The organism is Wolbachia endosymbiont of Muscidifurax uniraptor (assembly GCF_054149795.1).
In genome coordinates, this window is the sequence record NZ_CP083727.1 from 92,271 (window position 1) to 114,645 (window position 22,375).

A 22,375-nucleotide genomic window follows, 5' to 3' on the forward strand; every position below is an offset into this window, starting at 1 on the left:
TATGTCGTTGCAGTTGTTATTTGAGTGCCTTTCAGAAGAAATACCACCGAGAATGCAGAATTCAGCTACAGTTCAAGTTAAGAGCTGTATTGCCAATGTTTTTAACAAAAATAATGTAAAATTTACATCAATGGAGGTTTTTATAACGGCACGTCGCATTACCCTATTTGTCGACAATATAAATGCTTTGGAGCTAAAGGATTCCAATAACGAAGTTAAGGGACCAAACATTAACGCACCAAAAAGTGCTATCGAAGGTTTTTTAAGAAAATATCAGAAAAATGAAGAAGATTTGCTCGTTCGAAAAGTAAATAATGAGGATTTTTACTTCATTAAAAGAGAAAGCTGCTCATTTAACATTCAAGAGTTTCTTAAAAATCAACTAGGAGAAATATTAAAAAATTTCTCTTGGCCAAAAAGTATGAGATGGGGCAAAGGAAAAGAAAGGTGGGTTAGGCCAATTAAAAACATTTTATGCATTTTAAATGATGAAATAATACCTGTATCTTTTGCAGGGATTACAGCATCTAACACAACATATGGCCATCGATTTCTCTCAAGTGGTACGGCGCTTACTGTTAAAACACCTAAAGACTATTTTGAATTGCTAGAAAAAAACAGTGTAATTCTCCAAATGGACAAAAGAAAGCAATTTATACTAGATCAGATTAATAAATTCACAAAAGAGCAGAATTTACAACTTGAGAAAAATGATTATTTACTAAATGAATTGACAGGGCTTATAGAGTGGCCAATCGTACTGTTTGGTGAAGTGAATCAAGAAAAGTCATTTGGATTACCGAAGGAAGTAATACTTAGTATAGTTAATACACAACAAAAATACCTTGCTTTAAGTAATGGAAAGAGAATTTCACACTTTGTCACTGTTGTCAACGTCAACAATGGTGAAGTTGTTAAAGGACACGAAAGAATATTAGAAGCACGTCTTGCTGATGCCCAATTTTTAATATCTCAAGATAAAAAGGAAAATCTAGATTATTATGTCAAAAGATTAGGTTCAATATTATTTCATGCTTCACTTGGCAGCGTGGGGGAAAAGGTGAAGCGTATTACGGCTTTGTCAAAGTATATAGCTATATTTATTCCACATGCTTCGCTGATAAAAGTTGAACGTGCTGCATATTTGGCAAAAGCTGATTTGGCAACATCGATAGTAAGAGAGTTTCCAGAATTACAAGGAGTAATGGGTGGATATTATGCTTCTTATTTTCAAGAAGATAGAGAAATAGTGGAAGCTATAACTGAGCATTATAAGCCAATCGGGCCAGAGCAGGAGTGTCCTAAATCTCCTTCTGCAATTGCTGTGTCAATTGCAGACAAAGTGGATAGCTTAGTTGGTTTAATTGCAGCAGGTGAGAAAATCTCTGGTTCGTATGATCAATTTGGTTTGCGGAGAATGACAATTGGTATAATTAGGACAATACTTGAAAATAATTTGCATGTTCCAATTAGGCTAATGATAGACAAGTCAGTATCTTTATATTCAAGGCTTCTATTTAATAAAAATACAGCGTCAGTTGATAAGCCGAATAGAAAACAAATTTCAGAACTAGTATTTAGATTTTGCTTAGAAAGATTCAAGGTTATTTTAAAAAATAGAGATATAAGGCAAGATGTTGTAGATTCAATACTATATAAAATCGATATTAATGATCTGCTGACAGCAGAAAAGCAAACTGTTATATTGGATCGTTATCTTAGTACTCCAGAAGGTGAACAAATTCTAAGCACTTACAAAAGAGTCAGTAACATGATGAGCAAAGCAAGGAAAAGTGATGGCACTACTTATAGTGCATCTTACGGTAAGAGGTTTTTGATTGAAAGTGAAGAAATTGCGCTATCAAATTGTGCTATAACTGCTTGTAAAAACATAAAACAAGCGATAAAAAATAACCACTTTAATGTAGCACTTGATGAACTTGCTGGTTTTGCTCCGTTTATCAATCAGTTTATGGACAGTATAAAGATTAACTGTGATTCTGATAAGCTGAGAAGAAACAGATTATCTTTGCTTGAAAATGTAGTTTCCATCTTTCATTTAGTAGCAGATTTTAACCTCATACAGGTTAAGCAATGGATAAATGCTCAGGCAATATAAAGAACAAATCAAATCATCTCCACAGTCCTGTGGCGTGTATAAGATGGTCGGAGATAAGAATAAAGTTTTATATGTTGGAAAAGCAAAAAACTTAAAGTCGAGATTATCCGACTACCTTCAATTCGAAAACCTTTCTGAACGAATTAGAGTTATGCTCTTACAGGTTATTAAGGTTGAAATATTCATCACTGAGAATGAAATCGAAGCACTGCTTCTTGAAGCACAGCTAATAAAATCATTGAAACCACTTTATAATATTGTGCTCAAGGATGGAAAATTTTATCCTTATATAACAATTTCCAAGCACGATTATCCAAGAATAGCAAAATATAGAGGCAAATTTAAGAAAAATGAGTTTCATTATTATGGTCCCTTTACATCTGCCGCTGCTGTTAAGCAAACTATATTGTCATTGCAAAAAGCTTTTCTCCTAAGAGTATGTTCAGATCAATACTTTTCCTCAACAAAAAGACCATGTATTGAATATCAAATTAAGCGCTGCTCAGCACCATGCATAAACAAAATCACAAAAGACGACTACTGCCAATCAGTAAAACAGGCACGAAATACATTGCTTGGAAGAAATAAGGAAGTGAAAGAACAGTTACTTTTCACAATGAGAAAGTGCAGCAGTGAAGAAAACTATGAGCTTGCTGCTATATATAGAGATCGGGTAAAGTTTCTTGAGCAAATTCAAATACAGCACACGGATTTTTCTTTTGAAAAAGATGCAGATTTCTTCAGTATTGTACGTGAAGAGGATCTAGCATGTATTAGTGTGTTATCGTTCAGAAATAAAGACAACTACGGCAGCACTCCTTACTTTGCCGAGAACAGTGGTGATCACTCAAATGATGAAATTTTATCCACCTTTTTGGTCAATTTTTATAATTCAGCTAACATACCTCCAATACAAATTTACGTTCCAGATTCTATTGTGGATAAGGAAATTATAGAACAAGCACTATATAAGGTTGCTCAAAAGCCAGTAAAAGTTCTGCATGCAAAGAATAAAAAAGAGCGTGATTTATTGAAATTTGTTTATGATAACTCTCAGCATAGCTTAGAGCAGAAGCTTATCGATTATAGGAATAACCTAGAAAAGCTTGAGGAGCTTAGCAAAATCTTCTTGTTACCAAATATTCCAAAGCGTATTGAGGTTTATGACAATAGCCATATATTTGGAAACCAACAAATTGGTGTAATGGTTGTTGCAGGGCAGGGGGGTTTTTTAAAAAGTGAGTACAGAAAATTTACTATAAAGGAAAAATTTTCAGGCGATGACTATAAAATGATGAGGGAAGTGCTAACCAGACGTTTCTCCGGCAATATAAAAGGCATAATACCTGATTTTTTACTGATTGATGGTGGACCAGGACATGTTTCCATAGTACAGAATGTACTGGAAGTATTGAATATAAACGTTCCTTTTGCTTGTATGGCAAAAGGTCCTGATCGTAACGCAGGAAATGAAAGATTTTATATGCTGGGCAGGGAAGAATTCAGTCTGGCAAATGACAGCAAAGTCATGCTTTACTTACAATCGCTGCGTAATGAAGCCCACCGTTTTGCGATAACTTCACATAGAAAAAAACGCGATAAACAGTTTATAGTTTCACAATTAAGCAAAATACCCGGCATTGGCAACAAAAGAAAAAAAGCGTTGATGTCTTATTTTGGTTCAGTGAAAAATATAAGCAAAGCTTCTCTGGCTGAAATTCAAAACGTACCTGGAATTAGTAAAGGTTTAGCAGAAGTCATTCTTAAATACGTGAATTATAAGAGAGGAGTACTGGAATGACACAAAACCCGTTTTATTATTAGGGAATTTATATCTTAAAACCGCAAAAAAAGGTGTGCGTATTTGTGAAAAAAAATCTCCATAAAATTTGTGAAGCAATGTGGTGGGACTAGTGCGATTCGAACGCACGACCTTCGGATTAGGAGTCCAACGCTCTATCCTGCTGAGCTATAGTCCCGTGTTTCCTACCATTCATGTAAAGTTATAGCAAAAAATCCTTTCTTTTCTAGATTTCTTGCATAACCAATTTATGACGACAAAAAACATTTCTGTACTTCTTGAGTATAATGCTATTATACTTAATAACATGGTTTAAGTAAGATTAATGCTAGTTAACAATATTGGTTATTTCTATAACAATCAAAACGACTTTGCTTTAAGCAATATAAACATTAAAGTAAAGAAAGGAAGTGTTGCATGTTTATTGGGGCATTCTGGCTGTGGCAAGTCAACAATTTTGAAATTAATTGCGGGGATAGAAAATCCAAAATCTGGAACTATTTTTATAAATGATAGGTTAGTTGCAAGTAATAAGGCATCAGTCGCTATAGAGCATAGAAATATCGGATTGATTTTTCAGCATTCTGCATTATTTCCTCATAAAACAGTAGTAGAAAATATAACCTTTGCTATCCGCAGCTCTTCCAAGAGAGAAAAGCACCTAATTGCATTGGAAATCTTGAAGTTACTCAATATAGAAAAATATGAAAATATGTACCCTAACGCCTTATCTGGAGGACAGCAACAATTAGTTGCAATAGCAAGAGTGATGGCACAAAACCCTGATGTTGTGTTGTTAGATGAACCATTTTCTAATTTAGATATACTGCTCAAGTGCCGAATAAGACAACATATATTGTCCCTTTTTAGAAGTAAAAATATCCCTGTGCTAATGGTAACTCATGACCCGCAAGAAGCATTGAAAGTTGCAGATTTTATCTACGTAATGAAAAATGGTAAAATTATTCAATCAGGAGTTTCTAGCGATATATACCATAAGCCTAAAGATGATACGCTAGCAAAGTTTTTTAGTGAGCTCTCTTCTACTCTACAGTTAAGCGAAAAGTTTCCACTTATTCGCTGCAAGAAAATAATCTAGTTTGGGATTGTTATAAAGTAATTAAAAAACCTTGATTTATAATTAAATAAAGGTGATATAATCTATGTGTTACTTGACTTCAGTCAAGTTTTAACATTTAAAGGTCAATATTTTAAATGGAGGTGAAAATGAGTTTAGGACCATGGCAATTGTTTCTAGTCTTAATAATAATTTTAGTTCTGTTTGGTGCAGGCAGATTACCGCAAGTTATGGGTGATTTAGGAAAAGGCATCAAAAACCTTAAACAGGAGCTTAAGGACTCAGAAAAATTATCGTCTAATGAACCAGATCGTTAGCGTCCTCATACTTCGTGACATGCACCTTAGTGCATGTCATCTGTTTAAAAACTTAGTCAGGTTAAAGAATGAAAGAGATGAAGTGTTGGTATGAAATAAATAACAAATATTGAAATACAGCAACAACTATGTTAGCTTAAGAGGAATATTTTATTAAAGGATAATTGTGCAAAAAAGTGAGAAACTAACTAAAGATAAAAAACTAGCTTCTGATATTCTAAAAGAGGTTGCAGATACCAATAACAATGATAGCGATAAAGTAACTTTGTTTGACATTAAAACAGCTTTGCATGAGCGTGGTTTTGGTATTTTAATAATCATCTTCTCCTTGCCGCTATCGGTGCCTATACCGGTTCCACCTGGTTATACAACTATTCTTTCTATACCTTTAATCTTATTCTCACTGCAGCTTCTATTTGGATTTGATTCTCCTTGGATGCCCAGTTGGCTAGAAAGAAGATCTTTTCAGCGTTCAACACTAGCTCTTGTGGTAGAGAAAACTTCCCCTGTATTAGAAAAAATAGAAAAATTCATGAAGCCAAGACTGTCTTTCATTTTCTATGGGCCTGGTGAGAAGATTCTGGCTTTTATGATGTTGCTTTGTGCAATAATAATAGCTCTTCCATTACCTTTTACTCACTTCCTTCCTGCAATTGGCACAACTCTTATTTCACTTAGCATTATGAGTAAAGACGGGTTTCTATCCATATTGGGAGTTTTAGTATCATTGTGCGCGTTGTTGCTTACTCTTGTTGTAATAGTCAAAGGACCACAACTTATAACCGGAGCACTTTCTCTTCTTAAAAGCTTTACAACACTTTAACAAAAGAACGAATTACTAGCGCAAAATGAATAATGCATATTGAAATAAAACAATAATTGTGTTAAGAATTATTTTTATCAAAGGTTTTTCGTGTCAAAAAATGATAAGTTGACTAAAAGTGATAAATTAGCTTCTGATATTCTAAAAGAAGTTGCAGATACCAATAACAATGATAGCGATAAAGTAACTTTGTTTGACATTAAAACAGCTTTGCATGAGCGTGGTTTTGGTATTTTAATAATCATCTTCTCCTTGCCGCTATCGGTGCCTATACCGGTTCCACCTGGTTATACAACTATTCTTTCTATACCTTTAATCTTATTCTCACTGCAGCTTCTATTTGGATTTGATTCTCCTTGGATGCCCAGTTGGCTAGAAAGAAGATCTTTTCAGCGTTCAACACTAGCTCTTGTGGTAGAGAAAACTTCTCCAGCATTAAAAAAAATAGAAAAGTTCATGAGACCAAGAATGTCTTTTATTTTCTATGGGCCCGGTGAAAAAATTTTAGCTTTTATAATGCTGCTTTGTGCGTTATCAATAGCTCTTCCACTACCTCTTACTAACTTCATTCCTGCAATTGGTACGACTCTTATTTCGCTTGGTATCATGAGTAAAGATGGGTTTCTATCCATATTGGGAGTTCTAATATCATTGTGTGGGTTATTGCTTACTCTTGTTGTAGTAGTCAAAGGGCCACAACTTATAATTGGGGCATTTTCTTTTCTCAAAAGCTTTGTATATGGTTAGGCTTTACAACACCTTAACAAAAAAAAAGGAACTTTTTACACCAACCGATAAAGATCATGTGAAAATGTATGTTTGCGGACCAACAGTATATGACACAGCACATATAGGCAATGCACGATCTGTTGTTGTGTATGATGTGTTATTTCGGCTACTCAAGTTTTGTTATGGCAAAGTTACCTATGTGCGTAACATAACCGACATTGATGATAAGATAATTAATGCAGCAAGCGAGAAAAATAGCAACATAGAAAGTATAACCACATATTACATTAAAGCTTTTCATGATGATATGGAAAGCATAAATTGTAAAGAGCCAACACACGAGCCAAAAGCAACGGAAAACGTAGATTATATTATAAAATTAATTGAACATTTACTGCAATCAGGCCACGCTTACGAATCTGACAAACACGTGTATTTTAATATAGAATCTTACCATGAATATGGTGCTTTATCAGGAAAAAAAACTGATGAATTGGTTCCAGGTAGCAGAGTTGAAGTTAATGAAAATAAAAAGCACCCTGGAGATTTTGTGCTGTGGAAGCCTGCAAATGATATTGACTACAAACTTTCAAGTTATTGGAATAGCCCATGGGGAGAGGGCAGGCCTGGATGGCATATAGAATGCTCAGCAATGTCATATGCTTACCTTGGCAAAGATTTTGATATTCATGGTGGCGGCATAGATTTACAATTTCCTCACCATGAAAATGAAATTGCACAGAGTAAGTCCGCATTTGCTGGATCAATGTTTGCAAAATACTGGATACATAACGGCTTTCTTACAGTAAATGAAGAAAAAATGAGCAAGTCCTTATTTAATATAGTCAAAGTAAGGGATTTGCTAGATAGTGGAATAAAGGGTGAAGTAATACGCTATGCACTGCTCAAAACTCACTACAGAAAACCACTTGATTGGACAGAAAACGTTATTTCTGATGCACAGGAAACCTTAAACAAATTTTATCGGTTATTACGTGGTTTAGATATAACGAATATTGATGAAAGTAACGCAGAGATTTCTAAAGATTTTATAGACGCTTTAAAAAACGACTTAAACATCCCTGAAGCTCTAGCTATATTACATGAAATGGCTGCAAAAATCAACAAAATGAGTAATGAAAGTGAAAAGCTTAAATTAACTGAGAGTTTTGTTAAGAGTGCCAGATTTATTGGTCTTCTTGAGTCAAGTTATGAAAAGTGGTTTGCTGTGGATGTAAATCATCAAGAAATAGAAAGGTTGATAGACTTAAGAAAAATTGCAAAAAAAAATAAAAATTACGATACTGCAGACAAAATAAGAAATCAGTTGAAACAAATGGGGATTACAATTTCTGACAATGAAGATGGTACAACAACCTGGTAAATTCATATGGAAAACTACTTCCTGTTATTCACAGATAGTCTAGTATCATCATTAGTCTTACCCATACATCAAGGTTTTGTGTTCAATACCATGCTTTATTTCAGGTCGTATCACACTCCACTACTTATGTTATTTTTTGGAGTACTAGGATCAAGCCTTGGTGGAATAGTTAACTGGTACTTAGGTAGAATAACAATCTCTATACGAAAATCATACCACAAACTAGAGAACGAGCATAAAACACCAAAAATCGTAAGAAATCTACTGATTTGTGCAGTTGCATTACTTTCGTGGGTGCCAGCACTTGGAAGTGTGATTCAAATTTTATCAGGTTATTTTAAGTTAAACCTTTATATCCTTGCCCCTTTAATCATTCTATCTAATTTCTTCTATTTGTTATATCTAATACTTACTTTTGGCGTATAACAGCTATAGTACTACAGCTATTAAAGCCCACTTCTGTCATCCTATGCCCTGATAGAAGAGGAGCTATAAATTAAATGCAAAATTTCAATAGTTATAAGGATGCACCATGAGCTAAAAGTAACTTTATTTGAAAAAATTTCTCTTATACAAATATCATCAGGAGCAAGGTAGGACATTGTAATTTTCCAAATTACAAATGTTGTTTTAGTATAACAGTCACTTTTATATTTGGATTCAAAGTCAAGCAGTTTTTCTGCTTCTTCTTCATATTCTTTCAGGTAGTCACTAACACTAATTTTTTTCTTACTTCTACGACTTAGTACAATATTGCTTTCGTTTATATATTTTACTGCTTGCCCCAAAGCTAATGGAAAATACTGCAATTCTTTTGTTAGTTTTTTTATTTCTTCATCTTGTAAATTATTTCTTATATTCAAAGCCTTCTTCACAAACCTCAAAGCTTCTGTTTCAGTAAACTCATCTAATTGTATTACTTGTATCTTACCTTCCTCTTCTCCTACTTTCCAATCTTTACTACGAGAAGTAATTAATACGCAAGGCTTGTTATAGTCCTGGCCTAAAGAGAATGGCAAAAACTTACTAATATCCTCATATCCCTCAGCATTATCAAAAATGAACAGGCTTTTCCTTCCCCTTCTTGCAAAGAAAGCATATATTTCTTTAACAATAGTTTCTATCGTCTTGTCATTTCCGTACTTATCCTGGGGAGGAATACCTAGTTTATCATCCTCAGCTAACTTCAGAAAAGAATTCTTCATAATTCCAAAGTTTTCAGCGTTTACCCATACAACATTGCCATCATAATCTTTTCTATATTCATAAGCGTATTTCCTAGCTAACTCACTTTTTCCTATTCCTCCAAGACCACCGATAACAACCATTTGTGATATTGCCGTTAGTTTGCCAGTACTTTCATGCAATTTACCATATATTTCTTGCAATTCGCTGTCCCTCCCAACAAACATCTCAACTGGATATACCATATTAAACTGAATAGGCTTCTCTATCTGCTTGTTATTCTGTGTTGTTGCAACTGCATGTATTTTATGCAGTGTTTTACTATCCTTACGCTGTTGTTTTGCTATTTTACCTATTTCTTTATTCCCTTTCTCTACTTCTTGTCTTATCTCACTTAAAGTACTAGCACACATCTCTACTTTTCGGAAAAGCTCTTCGCCTTCTTTATGTGAAAGGAAACGTCCTTCTCTATCCTTCATCCAACTCCACATTTTCATAAAAAGCGCGTTGTAAGCAGTTTCGTCATTACCAAAGTAGTTGAACTTTTCGATCAATTTGTTACTTATCTCATTTTTGATTAATCCTTCCAGTTCAGCATGGTTAGGTAAATTAACTGCAAACACCAATTTATCTGGAAATTCCTCTATTTTCTTATTTATTTCTCCATCGCTAACTTGTCCACCTACCTCACCCTTTATAAAATCCATATTCTCTTGCAAGTGTGAGATAATACTATTATCAAATTTATATCTTACACTACTGCCTATATTCAGAAACTCATCTTCTGTGTTCATTCTTGTAAATGAAATTCCCTTATCTGCTAGACTTTCAAAGTCAAAACCGACATTTGTGGCAATAAAAAAATCCTTTATTTCACCCTCAAACTCTCCACTACTTTTGATCTTTAAATAAGCAATGAGATATTTTATTAAGCCAAACGCACCATTCTTTCCCGGTGTTAATAAGTCACCTATGCTGATCTTTTTGTGCCTACCCTGCCTGTGCTTGACTTGTATGAATCTATGTACTATTTTCCCATCTTGTTCATACCGAAGAACAATATCATCAAAATCCTTAGCTGATTTTTTCTCTGTGAATAGGCGGAAAGAATACTCTCTATCTACTGCATGTTTAGGAAACAGCATTAGCCATCTTGCTTGATACATAATACCATGAAAGGTGCGCTTAACTGCCGAGCAGGATAATCTTACAGGCACCTCACTCTAATCTCTCACTCAAAATTGAATTCACCACATCAGGGCTGGCTTTTCCTTTGGTAAGTTTCATAACTTCGCCGACAAAGAATCCGTATAACTTTGTTTTACCGCTTTTGTATTCTTGAACTTTATCTTGGTTGTTATTGACGATTGTGTCGATAACTCCTGATATTTGACCTCTATCGGTTATTTGTTTTAGGTCTTGCTCTTCTATAATTAAAGATGCAGGTTTGCCAGTTTCAAACATACTATCGAATACCTGCTTGCCAAGTTTAGCAGAGATTGTTCCATCAACGATAAAATCTAAGAGTTCGGACAAAGCATTTGCTTTGATTGGGGAGCTCACAATATCAATACCTGCTTTATTTAAACGACCGAAAAGCTCTACAGTTAACCAGGTGACCGCGGGCTTTGAATCATGTTTTTTTATCAATTCCTCAAAGTAATCAGCAATCGCCTTATCGGAAGTAATGACGTTTGCATCGTATTCGTTGATACCCAATTCCTCAATGTATCGCAGCTTTTTTTGATCTGGCAACTCAGGCAAAGATGATTTAATAGAATCGATTTTATCCTGGCTTACCTCAACAGGTAATAAATCAGGCTCAGGGAAGTATCTATAGTCGCTTGCATCTTCTTTGTTTCGCATCACTTTTGTTTTTCCCGAAGCAACATCAAACAATAAGGTATCTTGACTTATTTCTTCCCCACTTTCTAAAATTTCAATTTGTCTTTGTATTTCATAGTCTATAGCTTGCACAATATAACGTATCGAGTTCAGATTTTTTATCTCACAACGAGTGCCAAGTGCGCTACTGCCTTTTAGGCGGACAGAAACATTTGCATCACAACGAAGTGATCCCTTTTCCATATCACCATCACACGAACCAATGTAACGCAAAATCTGCCTCAATTTTTTCATGCATTCTGCAGCTTCCGCAGATGAACGGAGATCTGGTTCTGAAACAATTTCCATTAAAGCAACCCCTGCACGATTTAAATCTACATAAGTTTTGCTTTCCTCATGAACGCTCTTTCCTGCATCTTGCTCTAAATGAATTCTCGCAATTCTTATTTCTTTTTCATTGTCGTTGATAAATACTCTACCGTTTTTAACTATTGGCTCAAAAAACTGAGTTATCTGGTAACCTTGCGGTAAATCAGGATAAAAATAATTTTTCCGATCAAAGTAAGAATACTTATTAATTTCTGCAGAAAGTGCAAGACCAGTGCGTATTGCTTGCTCTATGCAGTAATAATTTAGTATTGGCAGCGTACCTGGCATTGCCGCATCAACTAGAGAAACTTGAGTGTTATGCTCAGCACCAAATTCCGTTGATGAGCTAGAAAATAGCTTCGTATTAGAAGAAACTTGAGCGTGTACCTCAAGCCCAATTACCGCTTCCCAATCCTCTTTCGTCATGTATTTTATTTAAATGATAATCTTAATATTCTGCAAAATTAGCACAAAAAGTCAAAACAAAACTCATGTTAGCTAAGTGGTATGCAGATTGTTTTACCCATAGAAACGGGTTAAATGCAAAAGATTACTTGACAAGCTCCGCCAGCCCTCTTATCATAAAATTGAAGCTATTTATTTATCTTCTCTGTACAGATTAAATGACAAAAAAGCTCACGTATCTGGCGTCTCGTGTTTAATTTTTTGCACTATGTGCACCTTATGTCTTTATAAAACTTCTACCTACATAAGCTGAAACGCGCTTATAAAGCGTTTAAAACATAAAAAAACGCCAACTTAAAAAATGGATAGTGAATAACTAGCTACCCTAGGGTTTCTTTTGCCTTTTTTTCTGTTTAGTAAATTTCTTAACGTTTATAATTTAGATTAGTTGCGGTTTAAAAGCAACTGAATCGCGGTTATTAAGTGTTTAGAATAAAAAAACGCCATACTTGAAAGTATAATGTAAGTAATTAGCCAACCACGGGGCTTCTTTTGCCTTTTTTTTCGTTTGGTAAATTTCTTAATGTTTGTAGCTAAACGATAACCGTCATCCCGCTACTTGTTAGCGGCCGAGATACCGCGAATGAATCGCGGTATGACGTAGGATTGCTGTCATTCCAGTGCCAAGCACTGGGATCCAGCCTTTATTATTTGGTTGAAATTAAGTCTTCTGGATCCCAGTGGGCTTTGTTGCATCGCTCTTCGGATAGTAGGTAACGTACAATAAATTCATGAAGCTATCTCAAACTTAGCCATGCCTATTTCAGTAAATTTGTTAAGCAAATAACACTTGAGTAGCAGTTCCTTCTCACGATTAATTTCAGATTTGCTCCTAAAACTAAACCCAAATATTCGCTTCAACCTTGAGAAAAATCCTTCAATATACGATCTTTTTCCGTAATTTACTTCTTCTTTCCATCTTTTTATACCATTCTCACCATGTAATTTCATTAACTGAATAGCGGCATTTCTATCAAGCATATAATCCAATTTTGGATGCTCTGCTGCGTTGTTTTTCGGAGGAATTTTCGTTTTTATACCATATTGATTACACAGCTTATAGAGCTTTTCTCTGTCATATGCCCTATCTGCATATAGTACTTTTATGACATACTGAAAATCGACTTCTTTTAGCAAATCACAAGCTCCATAGTGATCAGAGTAGACACCGTTACTGTATTTTACAGCTATGGCTTTTTTGCTGTTTGTATTCAACATTACATGCAATTTTCTTGTCTGTTCATAGCTGCGATACTTTCTATCTTCGCTATTTTCTTTGCTATGACCAGGAGTGTTGTTGTATATACTAATTCCTGTACTGTCTATAGCAATTTCGATATCTTCCATATTATTTTCTGCAATCATTGATCTTAATATTGAGTTTCTTAAACCTTCTTGATGATTGTGAATAGCTGATAACTTGCAAATTTTTCCCAATTTGCTCAAGGTATCCTGCTATAAACCCAACTGTTTGCCTCAGGCCTATTCTAAATAAACAAGTTATTATGTGCACCAAAATTACAACTTTATCGCTATAAATATTGTTGCCACCTGGTATTTTTGGACCATTCTCGTACCACTTTTCTATGGCTTCGTTGGTATAATGAAAAATATTTCCTCTTTTTTCTAGAAATTTGTTATATTCGCTATGGTTACTGACCCTCATTTTTTGTGGCATATTTTTTCTTTCAAGGTTAAATGGCTATTTTATAATGAATTTTGTCAGTAGCCACCAGATTTTTCAGTTGCTATGCAACAAAGCCCACTGGCATCCAGTCCTTTTGCACAGTTCCATCAAAAACGTTGTAAAGCGCTTTCGTGTTTACCAACTTAGTGCCCAATCTGGATCCCAGTGGGCTTTGTTGCATCGCTACTTATGAAAGGCTAACTATAGTTAGGATTATAAGCAACCTATTGAAAATCTTGTTTTTTTGCAATCAATCTGATCAAATTTAAGAATAGTAATTTGTTATTTATATTAATAAATTTAATTCTATTGAAAATAGCTAAAGCATTGAAATTCTTGAATTTTAGCCAGATTAGTGAGTGGTAGTGAAATTTCTTTTACTCAAATTTAGGTATTCACTGACCGTTCTTGTTATAAATACCAGAATAATAAGCTACTGATATTCGCTATCTTTTTTATCTTTAATCCATCATAGCTAGCGATGCAACAAAGCCATTCCAGTGTCAAGCACTGGAATGACATCATAGGGGCACTGCCCTTTTGGATGGAAACCAGTGTCAGCTACTTAGATGATACCTTTTTTCTACTTAGTTTGGGTTATGCAAGAAGTCTATTGCATTCCTGAGCAATTTGATTCATTATTCTTTTTGTAAAAAATTTTCTTAACTTTCTCTCCACTTTTTTGGTAAGGTCACTTTAAAGGAAGTCTAATAGATGCTACATAGAAATCCAGATGAGTTTCTAAAGTCTATTCCAAAAGATAAGCGCATAATGTGCCTTGACATGGGAGAAAAGCAAATAGGCATAGCATTTAGCGATAAAACACAGCTCATAGCCACAGCTCATAGCATATATCACAGAAAAAATATGAGCAAAGATTTAGGTTATCTGCATAGAATATTCAAAGAAAATGAAGCTGGATCAATGGTAATAGGAATACCATTAAACATAGACGAGCAAGAAACTAAATGGTGTAAAACCATAATCCAATTTGCAAATAAAATAATAAAAAAATATAAAGTAAATATATACTTACAAGACGAGAGCTTATCAACATCTATTGCAACTCATACACTAAAAATCACTGGAATATCAATCACAAAATCGAAAAAAATAGATGATAAAATCTCCGCATGTATTATTTTGCAACGAACGTTAGACAAGATAAATACAATCAAATAGTTTTTCCAGATCTGGAAATCTTCAAACTGAATCCCATATAAAAGTTACTCAACAAAACAAGAACCTTTCGTATAAGCATGACAAATTGCTACAGCAAGAGCGTCAGCAGCATGGTGGCATTTTATACTCAAATTTTTAACTATTTGCTTCACCATAAATATCATCTGATCCTTATCAGCATGACCATTTCCGGTAATGCTTTTTTTTACATAGTTTGCATCATATTCATTCATAGTTAGCTTTGTTATTTTTAACGCTAAAATTACAACCCCTCTTGCATATCCTAAAGTTAGTGAAGATTTAGGATTTTTATTAACAAAAATTTTCTCCACCGCAGCTTCATTCGGAGAGTATAGGGAAATTACTTTCTTTAATTGTTCAAAAATTGTATGTAGGCGTTCACCTGTACCCAATTTACCATCAGTTGATATGGTACCGCCGCCCAAAAATTCAATATTATTTTTTTCGTTCAGGCTGATAATGGCCCACCCAGTCTTGCTTATTCCTGGATCTAGACCTATTATTTTAACCACTTAATAAACGCTTAACCAATAGACAAACAAAAATAAAAATATCCAGACTACATCTACAAAGTGCCAATACCAGGAGGCAAACTCAAAGCACAAATGGTCCTGAAGTGTAAATTGGCCTTTCCGTGCTCTAAATAAACACACTGATAAAAATATTATTCCTATTATAACGTGTGCGCAGTGAAAACCGGTAATCATATAAAAATTGGATGTATAAATAAGCTTTTCTCCTGTTTCTTGTAGAGAAAAACTCGCTTCATGATACTCTATTGCTTGCACTATTATAAAAAAAACTCCAAGCAATATAGTTATGGACAGCATTTTAATCATGCTCTTTTTATCATTTTTAAGTAAAGAGTGATTTGCCCAAGTAATTGTTGTACCAGAAAGCAATAATATTAATGTATTCATGAATGGTAGTGACCACGGATCAGGTGGCAAAATTCCCTCAGGGGGCCATTCAACTTTTTTTGCAGGAGAAAACGCCTCAAATAAAAAAACTGGATCAAGCCAGGCTTTAAAGAATGAACAAAAGAACACTATAAAAAATACGACCTCCGAGAGAATAAACAAGTACATTGCAAATTTGAGTCCATGTTTTACAATGGCAGTGTGACATTTGTCATAAATGGCCTCCCTTATTACATCTCTCCACCAATAAAACAGCACCCCTGATACTGCGGAGATTCCCAAAACTAAACAAAACATTCCGACAATTTGTTTATGAAGCGCGCCAACTAATCCAAGTGCAAGAATAAGAATTGCTGCTGATACAGCAATTGGCCAAGGGCTTGGATCCACTAAATGAAAATCATGTTCTTTACTTTTCATAGCATTTTAAAAAATACTTATTAAGGATACAAATTAGCTTAAAATTGTCAATGTTCCTTAGGAAATTGATTGAATCTTGAAAAATTATATGCACCGTTCAAAAAATCTAACACAAATTGTGCAGTTATTCTAAACAACTCAAGCATTCTGCTCTTTTCGTTTTCTCTTGCTCTGCTGCAATATCCATCAACAATATTTTCCAAAATAATGCATCCAGACTTTACTGAATCACTGTAACAAAAATTAAACCAATCCCTGTATCTATTATTTTTCTTGAATCTATTTTTCATGCTATCAACGACAGTCTCGTATATAAACATGCAAGAATACAAAACCGTCATAGCCTCATAGGTATTACTATGCGAGATGGATAAAAGAAAATTAGTGAAATTAAAACACTCAAGAGATTTCTTTTCGCGACTTATACCGTACATAGTAAAGTAGTAGTCATATAGCATTCTATTAACAGTCACTACTCTTTGGGCTACTTCAGCAAGCGAGATAATACTACTATAATCTTCCATTTTGGATGCAGTAATTAAGGTGGTACGAATATAATCACCTAAGAACAACGTCTTTTGTTGAGCATAGAATTTGAAGTTCTCTATATTTAGGGTGTTATTCGCTAACTCAACATTAAAAGGATGCTCAATTATATCCTTTAAAAGATTTGACCCGTAACAGCTCCTAATTATGCCACTGAACACTGTAGTTATCGATAAAAGATCAAGTTAACGTAAATAATCCGCTGCTAATATTCTTTGCTAGATATATTAGAGTAATATGCCTCATCCCAAAACATTATTTCTAATTCCAGCCCTTTCTTAAAAAACTCATACATCCTCTTTTTTTCACAGTCACTAGCTTTTTTATATAGCTTATTTGTAATATCAGTAACCTCATCAATTACAGCATTTACTGTTTCGCTACTATAAATGTTGGTCCACTCTTTGTATTTGTTATTTTTAACCCCTTTAGTTGTTATCTCATTTACCATATGGCGTATAACGATTTGGTATATGTTAAAGCAAGAATAAGATGCTACTAAAGCTTCATTAACAGAATTGTGATATGCGGCACTCATGAAAAAGTCAGTAAAGGCAGAACAAGCTCTTGACTTTTTGTGATCATCAGATAGATCACAATCTTCAAAATATTTTTTATACTGTTCTCGAACATAAAATGCTCCTTGTGCCAAATTGATTAAACTACTCATCATTTCAATATCATCAACTCTAGCTGCAACAATTAAAAAAGCACGAGCGCAATCTATACAATACAGAAAATCCTGCTGAAGGTAGAATTTGAATTTTTCATAATCTAATGTATTATTTATCAATTCAACATTAAAAGGGTGTTCTTTTATTTTATCAATAAGATCAGAAAACTCTTTTAGAGGTTGTCCGGAAACAAGTAAATTCAAGCATATTCCCTCTTTAACATAACCCTACTCATAGCTAGGTATATGAAATTCTCAGTGGATGTTGTGAGTAAATCATACTCCTTCGATAGCCTTCTATTCCTATTAACCCAAGCAAAAGTCCTTTCTACAACCCATCTTCTTGGCTGTACTTTAAACCCTTGTTCTCTTGTTGGTAGTAGCTCAGGTGGCGTATCTTTGTGCACCCAAAATCTACATGGAGGCCTTGTAACAATTTCAATATCTATGTCATATTCTTCCTTTATGTGATTCTTTAAATTTCTTCCTTGGTATCCCATGTCAGCCCACATTTTTTTAACTTTAGTATATTTTGTTCTCATATTGTTTAATGCTATTTTAATACCATCTCTATCATTTTCGTTAGCAGCGCCTACGTAACAACCTAGTATAAAACCCTGAGTGTCTGTAATTATATGCCTTTTTCTACCCTTTACTTTTTTACTTCCATCATAGCCTTTGATCCCCCCTTTTCTGTAGTCTTTACAGATTGACTATCTACTATACAGGCACTTGGCTGCTCATTCCTTCCTATTTTTCTTCTACTATATTTTGTAATTTCATAATTCATTTTCTCAAAAATTCCCTGCTTCTTCCATTGCCTGAACTGCTCATACACAGTCTTCCATAGCGGAAAATCATTTGGTAAATACCGCCATTGACACCCTGTACGCAATACATAGAAAATTGCTTCTAATATTTCTCTTTTGCTATACTTTGGCGGCCTTCCTCCTTTCTTGTATGATACTCTGAAGTGTTTTTCTATTCTTGCCTATTCCCTTTCGCTTAGATCTGTTGGATACTTTTTTCTCATCTTTACCCCGTACTAAAATTTCAGATATTATAGCCTTTTACTTGTTTCCGGACAACCTCTAATACCAATTCTCATTGTTGTCCAGTCAAATAGGAAACATTGCAGAGTTGTTTAATTGTGGAGCTGGCAAGAGAAGTAATAAATTTGCACAAAGCACCCTCAAGTAGAGCAATTGTATCGTATATTTTATTGCGCAAAATGTTCTGTTTTATATATAACCAAAGCCTCTCAACAGGATTTAGCTCAGGTGAGTATGGAGGTAGGTATATAATGTCGATATTTTTAGGTACCTTTAAATTTTTTGACCTATGCCAACTAGCACAGTCCATAACGAGAAAAGCCTCTCGTGTTTCTAGATATTGCGAAATTTGCTCAAGAAATATGTTCATGCAATCAGTGTTGACATTTGGTGCAAATAAGCTAGAACTCTCTCCATTTCTAGGATTAACTGCACTATAGAGATAGAAATTTTGCCTACCTAATTTTGTTTTAACCTGTGTTCTAATCCCCTTTTTAAACCACCCATGTCCAACTTTTGAATGTGTGCCAAACCGTGATTCATCAAAGAAAAATAGCTCTTTTTCTGGATACTTGCTAATAGCTCAATTGAGATTTTTTTTTGAATTCCTCTTGTTTGCTTTTATCTTGTCCATTATGAACTGGTCTTGGTGTAATATATGAGAATTTCATCTTTTGCATATGGCGGTGTACTGTAGATTTGCTGATATTTAATCCGAACTTTTCCTGGATTCTTATTCTCATTTCTTTAATGGTGATATTAGGATTTTCTTCTATCCACTCTTCAATTTGCTGTAGTTGAGCCTGATTTAATTTAGTTTTTCTACGACGTTGTGAAGGAGCAAACAGTTTTTCTTCTCTGCCAATTTTCAAGAGTTTTACCCACGAAGTTAGTGCGCTTCTTGAAATGCAATATATTTTTGCTACAGCCGTTATACTGTACTTTTTTGCTGCAATTACAGCATTTAGTTTTTTTGAAACATATGCATTATTCCTTACTTTCTTCAGCATTTCTTTTGCTGATTCTACTACTTTTTCATCCAATAATTTTGATCTTAATGCCATTTAAACCTCGCTATTTTACTTACTTCAGTATGGCTTTTCTTCCATCATTGTCCATCTGTTTGCCCTGTAATGGGAATTGGTATTGCTATGCTCTTTTATAAAAAAATATTTTACTCTTTTTGACTGGCCAGGGCTTTTTTTTAAATGTCTCTTTCCCTTGTTACTCTTGCTAACTCTCTTTGTAAATCAAACCTCTCTTTGTCGTAAGGAGCCATGTTACCTCTACCTGGAAATGCATTTGCCGCTGACTTTTTTTCGTTATATTTCTTCATCCATTTTCCTAATACACTATCCCTTATTCCTAGATCTCTTGCTACTTTTGCAACTGGTTGACCTACCTTTCTTTGTTCATTTGCCAGCTTAACAGCTTCCAATTTGAATTCTGCCGTATATTCTCTTACCATTTCTAATCCTCCAAAATTCTATTTTACCCAAAAAAACTCTTTTCTTTCTCTCCACTTTTTCTGGGTAAGGTCAGTTTACTGGCCTCTCCATGAGTGAGATTGAAAAATTAAGTGGAAATCTGTGAACGGTTACCTTGGATGACAGAAAAGAGTGTTGGAAGGAGGCAATATTAAAAACTTAATTTCAGTCCAGCCAAGAACACATAACCAGAGTTGTTATTTTCTATTTTAGGCTCTTTTGTACTAAACTTTACAATATCGAAATAGTATGAAGTACCTAAAAAAAGAGAATTTTCAAGACTTAAAGCATATGATGTTAACTCGTTTGTACCTTCGCCTGCAATATCCCTACCACTACTAAAATATGTTAAGCTCGATTTGTAAGAATCAGAACGGTAAGCGATACCTGCATTCATATAATACGTATTATTTGTTTCAGGATTACGCTTCTCACCAGATTTACCACCATTACCATACGAAAAAATGTAATCAAGATCGAACAATTTTAGCTTCAAACCAAAATTCCAGTGTAGTAATTGATTGCGGCATTCATAATTTTTAGAAGTCCCATCTGAGCAATCAGTTAAATTTTCTCTTGCAAATTCACCAGTTAAGGCAGTAGTAAAACCTATATCATCTGACAAGCTGTTTTTATAGGAAAGGCCAGCAGCAATTAAATTGCTATACTGTAAGTTATTTTTTCCTGGAACATAACTGAATCCGAGTTGAAAGTTATAGATTTCAGGGGAGGTGTAGTTAATTGATGATTGTTTTAACCCTAGTTCGAGTTCATTATAATCGCTATAAATATTGGGCTTGACCCAGAACACCTTGTCTTGATCATATCCAGGGTCACCATCTTTTTTATGATCACCGCGCAAATTTGCATAGTTTGTCCAATGACCATTTACTCCTCCAGCAGCTGCATAAATTTTTGAAGTGTTAATTAACATGCTCTGACCAACTAAACTTCTTTTACCATATTCAATTGATCCAAGTTCCTGGTTTTTTATGATAAAATACCATTCCTCCATGTCTAACTTTTCTATGTCTAACGCTTTTAGGTTTGCAATACCAGAAACCCCTGCCTTAACATTAATCCCCATTTGAGTATTTGGATAAACTTGCTGTAAATAAAGAAAGCGCAAGTATGAATAACTTGAAGTTTTATCCTTAGGCTTAGCATTGAAAGAATCTCTGTTGAAGGCGTAGCCGAATCTCAAATCTATTTTTCCGTCTAGTTCTGCATAAAATATTTCCTTATCCAAAATTGTTTTAGAGCTAGCACTATTCTGCAAAAACAATGATGAAAGCAGTGCTACCAGGTAGTACTTTAACTTCATAAATAAACTTAAATCTTTATAAAAATTTAAGTTTAAACTCAATATAAATAAAAAACAACTTTTCAGAAGGCACCGCTGGTAGATTTTGCTGCCTGTTTTTGAGCTATATTCCCATAAATTATTGATACACTTGGTAATTTTTGCATTAATAACTGCTTATTAATGGCAGAATGTATACGATTAATTATTTTAGATGTACTTTTTACATCGCAGTTAATCAAAACAAAAAGCACTTTATTCTCATCAATATACCCTAGAAAATCATCACTACGGCAATTTTTATAAAAATGTTCTATGACAACTTTCAGTGCATCATTTGTCTCGCTACAGCTACTATTTAAGCCAATTATTCCTATAGCTGCATTAATTTGATGTTGAAAGGCGAAATTCAATATAACGTATAACTCTAGAATAGTGGACTCATTGCCCGGTATATCGAATAAGTCATGGTTTTTATATTTTTTACCCATTAGATATTCATCTCTAAAGATTCCTAATTTATGGGACAAACTGATATCACGTATTAACAGCTCATAATTTATTTTATTACTGGCAAATTGTGCAGTGCGGAAAACTTTTACTTTTGTCCTGATATCTTCTCCTTTAGCATCAGTTAAGGAAAAATCTATCACTTTAGGTAATATATCAAGTAAATCGTGCCCATTTTCGGTATACTCTAAATAATTCTTCACGTTGTCAGCTGCTCTTGTGCTTAAGATATTAATTAATGGCTTATTAAGCAAATTCTCCTCTTCATATTTTAACAAATCCCTTGCAACTTGATTGAGCCCTAAAATTAACACGTTTTTTTCTTATTATCCTGACAAACAGATACCACAGCATCATCTTTTCTTCTTGCAGTTATGAAATCATCCATACTTTCATTCTATACAGCGTATTTATAAGTATAATAAGATTATATTAAGATTTACTTACTTATTGATATGC

General features: G+C 34.2%; 20 protein-coding genes, 1 tRNA gene and 2 pseudogenes. 10 read left to right on the top strand and 13 right to left on the bottom strand.

The window, feature by feature from the left end:
* Position 1: 1 nt before the first annotated feature.
* Positions 2–2,119: a glycine--tRNA ligase subunit beta gene (gene glyS / locus LA754_RS00475; protein ID WP_077188494.1), complete on the top strand. Its 2,118-nt coding sequence runs from the start codon at positions 2–4 to the stop codon at positions 2,117–2,119.
* Positions 2,103–3,920, top strand: a complete 1,818-nt coding sequence (uvrC, locus tag LA754_RS00480) for an excinuclease ABC subunit UvrC (RefSeq protein ID WP_006279499.1) — start codon at positions 2,103–2,105, stop codon at positions 3,918–3,920. Before glyS ends, uvrC begins: the two co-directional genes overlap by 17 nt.
* A gap of 101 nt (positions 3,921–4,021) precedes the next feature.
* On the opposite strand, the gene LA754_RS00485 is transcribed toward uvrC, so the two are convergent.
* Positions 4,022–4,098, bottom strand: a tRNA-Arg gene (locus tag LA754_RS00485).
* A gap of 147 nt (positions 4,099–4,245) precedes the next feature.
* Here LA754_RS00485 and LA754_RS00490 point away from each other — a divergent pair.
* The 6 genes from LA754_RS00490 (at position 4,246) to LA754_RS00515 (ending at position 8,677) form a co-directional block, all read left to right on the top strand.
* Positions 4,246–5,019, top strand: coding sequence for an ABC transporter ATP-binding protein (locus LA754_RS00490; protein ID WP_006279498.1), 774 nt, complete (start codon positions 4,246–4,248; stop codon positions 5,017–5,019).
* A 128-nt stretch (positions 5,020–5,147) separates the two neighbouring features.
* Complete coding sequence (gene tatA / locus LA754_RS00495; protein ID WP_006013840.1) at positions 5,148–5,315, top strand: twin-arginine translocase TatA; 168 nt, start codon at positions 5,148–5,150, stop codon at positions 5,313–5,315.
* A 166-nt stretch (positions 5,316–5,481) separates the two neighbouring features.
* Complete coding sequence (locus LA754_RS00500; protein WP_264705549.1) at positions 5,482–6,138, top strand: exopolysaccharide biosynthesis protein; 657 nt, start codon at positions 5,482–5,484, stop codon at positions 6,136–6,138.
* Between the two features lie 90 nt (positions 6,139–6,228).
* Positions 6,229–6,885 carry an exopolysaccharide biosynthesis protein gene (locus LA754_RS00505; protein WP_353271229.1) on the top strand — a complete coding sequence of 219 codons (657 nt, stop codon included), beginning with the start codon at positions 6,229–6,231 and terminating at the stop codon, positions 6,883–6,885.
* Complete coding sequence (gene cysS / locus LA754_RS00510; RefSeq protein WP_077188497.1) at positions 6,878–8,251, top strand: cysteine--tRNA ligase; 1,374 nt, start codon at positions 6,878–6,880, stop codon at positions 8,249–8,251. Before LA754_RS00505 ends, cysS begins: the two co-directional genes overlap by 8 nt.
* Before the next feature lie 6 nt (positions 8,252–8,257).
* Complete coding sequence (locus LA754_RS00515; protein WP_077188498.1) at positions 8,258–8,677, top strand: YqaA family protein; 420 nt, start codon at positions 8,258–8,260, stop codon at positions 8,675–8,677.
* Between the two features lie 41 nt (positions 8,678–8,718).
* Here the strand turns inward: LA754_RS00515 and LA754_RS00520 are convergent, their stop codons facing one another.
* From LA754_RS00520 to LA754_RS00530, 3 genes and pseudogenes are all read right to left on the bottom strand, one after another.
* Positions 8,719–10,602 (bottom strand): NB-ARC domain-containing protein, encoded by a 1,884-nt coding sequence (locus tag LA754_RS00520; protein WP_457923647.1) that lies wholly within the window; start codon positions 10,600–10,602, stop codon positions 8,719–8,721.
* Positions 10,603–10,654: 52 nt separating this feature from the next.
* A complete protein-coding gene (gene gatB / locus LA754_RS00525; RefSeq protein ID WP_077190087.1) occupies positions 10,655–12,076 on the bottom strand; it encodes an Asp-tRNA(Asn)/Glu-tRNA(Gln) amidotransferase subunit GatB in 1,422 nt (473 codons plus the stop codon).
* 768 nt (positions 12,077–12,844) lie between these two features.
* Positions 12,845–13,793, bottom strand: a pseudogene (locus LA754_RS00530) (IS5 family transposase).
* A gap of 490 nt (positions 13,794–14,283) precedes the next feature.
* On the opposite strand from LA754_RS00530, the gene LA754_RS00535 reads away from it, so the two are divergent.
* Together LA754_RS00535 and ruvX are read left to right on the top strand one after the other, a co-directional pair.
* Positions 14,284–14,427 carry a hypothetical protein gene (locus tag LA754_RS00535; RefSeq protein ID WP_209473144.1) on the top strand — a complete coding sequence of 48 codons (144 nt, stop codon included), beginning with the start codon at positions 14,284–14,286 and terminating at the stop codon, positions 14,425–14,427.
* Positions 14,428–14,516: 89 nt separating this feature from the next.
* Entirely contained in the window at positions 14,517–14,984 is a 468-nt protein-coding gene (gene ruvX, locus LA754_RS00540) for a Holliday junction resolvase RuvX (protein ID WP_077188502.1), read from the top strand.
* Positions 14,985–15,028: 44 nt separating this feature from the next.
* Here ruvX and ruvC read toward each other — a convergent pair whose 3' ends face one another.
* From ruvC to LA754_RS00585, 9 genes and pseudogenes are all read right to left on the bottom strand, one after another.
* The gene (gene ruvC, locus LA754_RS00545) at positions 15,029–15,517 is read right to left on the bottom strand and encodes a crossover junction endodeoxyribonuclease RuvC (protein WP_015588791.1); all 489 of its coding nucleotides are present in this window, start codon (positions 15,515–15,517) and stop codon (positions 15,029–15,031) included.
* Complete coding sequence (locus LA754_RS00550; RefSeq protein WP_006279354.1) at positions 15,518–16,345, bottom strand: cytochrome c oxidase subunit 3; 828 nt, start codon at positions 16,343–16,345, stop codon at positions 15,518–15,520. It lies immediately after the preceding gene.
* A 47-nt stretch (positions 16,346–16,392) separates the two neighbouring features.
* The gene (locus LA754_RS00555; RefSeq protein ID WP_010962391.1) at positions 16,393–17,052 is read right to left on the bottom strand and encodes a TenA family protein; all 660 of its coding nucleotides are present in this window, start codon (positions 17,050–17,052) and stop codon (positions 16,393–16,395) included.
* A gap of 44 nt (positions 17,053–17,096) precedes the next feature.
* On the bottom strand, positions 17,097–17,768 hold the full coding sequence (locus LA754_RS00560; RefSeq protein ID WP_457923648.1) for a TenA family protein: 672 nt from the start codon (positions 17,766–17,768) through the stop codon (positions 17,097–17,099).
* A protein-coding gene (locus LA754_RS00565) for an IS5 family transposase (protein ID WP_238513981.1) occupies positions 17,765–18,549 on the bottom strand; the annotation gives its coding sequence in 2 pieces (ribosomal slippage) (positions 17,765–18,228 and positions 18,228–18,549; 786 coding nt in all). The genes LA754_RS00560 and LA754_RS00565 overlap by 4 nt, the downstream gene beginning before the upstream one ends.
* A gap of 119 nt (positions 18,550–18,668) precedes the next feature.
* A protein-coding gene (locus LA754_RS00570; RefSeq protein ID WP_410530061.1) for an IS630 family transposase occupies positions 18,669–19,680 on the bottom strand; the annotation gives its coding sequence in 2 pieces (ribosomal slippage) (positions 18,669–19,199 and positions 19,201–19,680; 1,011 coding nt in all).
* Between the two features lie 87 nt (positions 19,681–19,767).
* A pseudogene (locus LA754_RS00575) lies at positions 19,768–20,084 on the bottom strand (transposase); the annotation flags it as partial.
* Positions 20,085–20,254: 170 nt separating this feature from the next.
* The gene (locus tag LA754_RS00580; RefSeq protein WP_077190099.1) at positions 20,255–21,427 is read right to left on the bottom strand and encodes a porin; all 1,173 of its coding nucleotides are present in this window, start codon (positions 21,425–21,427) and stop codon (positions 20,255–20,257) included.
* A gap of 62 nt (positions 21,428–21,489) precedes the next feature.
* The gene (locus LA754_RS00585; protein ID WP_236718335.1) at positions 21,490–22,230 is read right to left on the bottom strand and encodes a hypothetical protein; all 741 of its coding nucleotides are present in this window, start codon (positions 22,228–22,230) and stop codon (positions 21,490–21,492) included.
* Positions 22,231–22,375 lie beyond the last annotated feature (145 nt).

Excerpts from the sequence above, each read along its gene's own strand:
- glyS (WP_077188494.1), top strand. The coding sequence starts at position 2 with ATGTCGTTGCAGTTGTTATTTGAGTGCCTTTCAGAAGAAATACCACCG.
- uvrC (WP_006279499.1), top strand. The coding sequence starts at position 2,103 with ATGCTCAGGCAATATAAAGAACAAATCAAATCATCTCCACAGTCCTGT.
- LA754_RS00490 (WP_006279498.1), top strand. The coding sequence starts at position 4,246 with ATGCTAGTTAACAATATTGGTTATTTCTATAACAATCAAAACGACTTT.
- tatA (WP_006013840.1), top strand. The coding sequence starts at position 5,148 with ATGAGTTTAGGACCATGGCAATTGTTTCTAGTCTTAATAATAATTTTA.
- cysS (WP_077188497.1), top strand. The coding sequence starts at position 6,878 with ATGGTTAGGCTTTACAACACCTTAACAAAAAAAAAGGAACTTTTTACA.
- LA754_RS00515 (WP_077188498.1), top strand. The coding sequence starts at position 8,258 with ATGGAAAACTACTTCCTGTTATTCACAGATAGTCTAGTATCATCATTA.
- LA754_RS00520 (WP_457923647.1), bottom strand. The coding sequence starts at position 10,602 with ATGTATCAAGCAAGATGGCTAATGCTGTTTCCTAAACATGCAGTAGAT.
- gatB (WP_077190087.1), bottom strand. The coding sequence starts at position 12,076 with ATGACGAAAGAGGATTGGGAAGCGGTAATTGGGCTTGAGGTACACGCT.
- LA754_RS00535 (WP_209473144.1), top strand. The coding sequence starts at position 14,284 with ATGCAACAAAGCCATTCCAGTGTCAAGCACTGGAATGACATCATAGGG.
- ruvX (WP_077188502.1), top strand. The coding sequence starts at position 14,517 with ATGCTACATAGAAATCCAGATGAGTTTCTAAAGTCTATTCCAAAAGAT.
- LA754_RS00550 (WP_006279354.1), bottom strand. The coding sequence starts at position 16,345 with ATGAAAAGTAAAGAACATGATTTTCATTTAGTGGATCCAAGCCCTTGG.
- LA754_RS00580 (WP_077190099.1), bottom strand. The coding sequence starts at position 21,427 with ATGAAGTTAAAGTACTACCTGGTAGCACTGCTTTCATCATTGTTTTTG.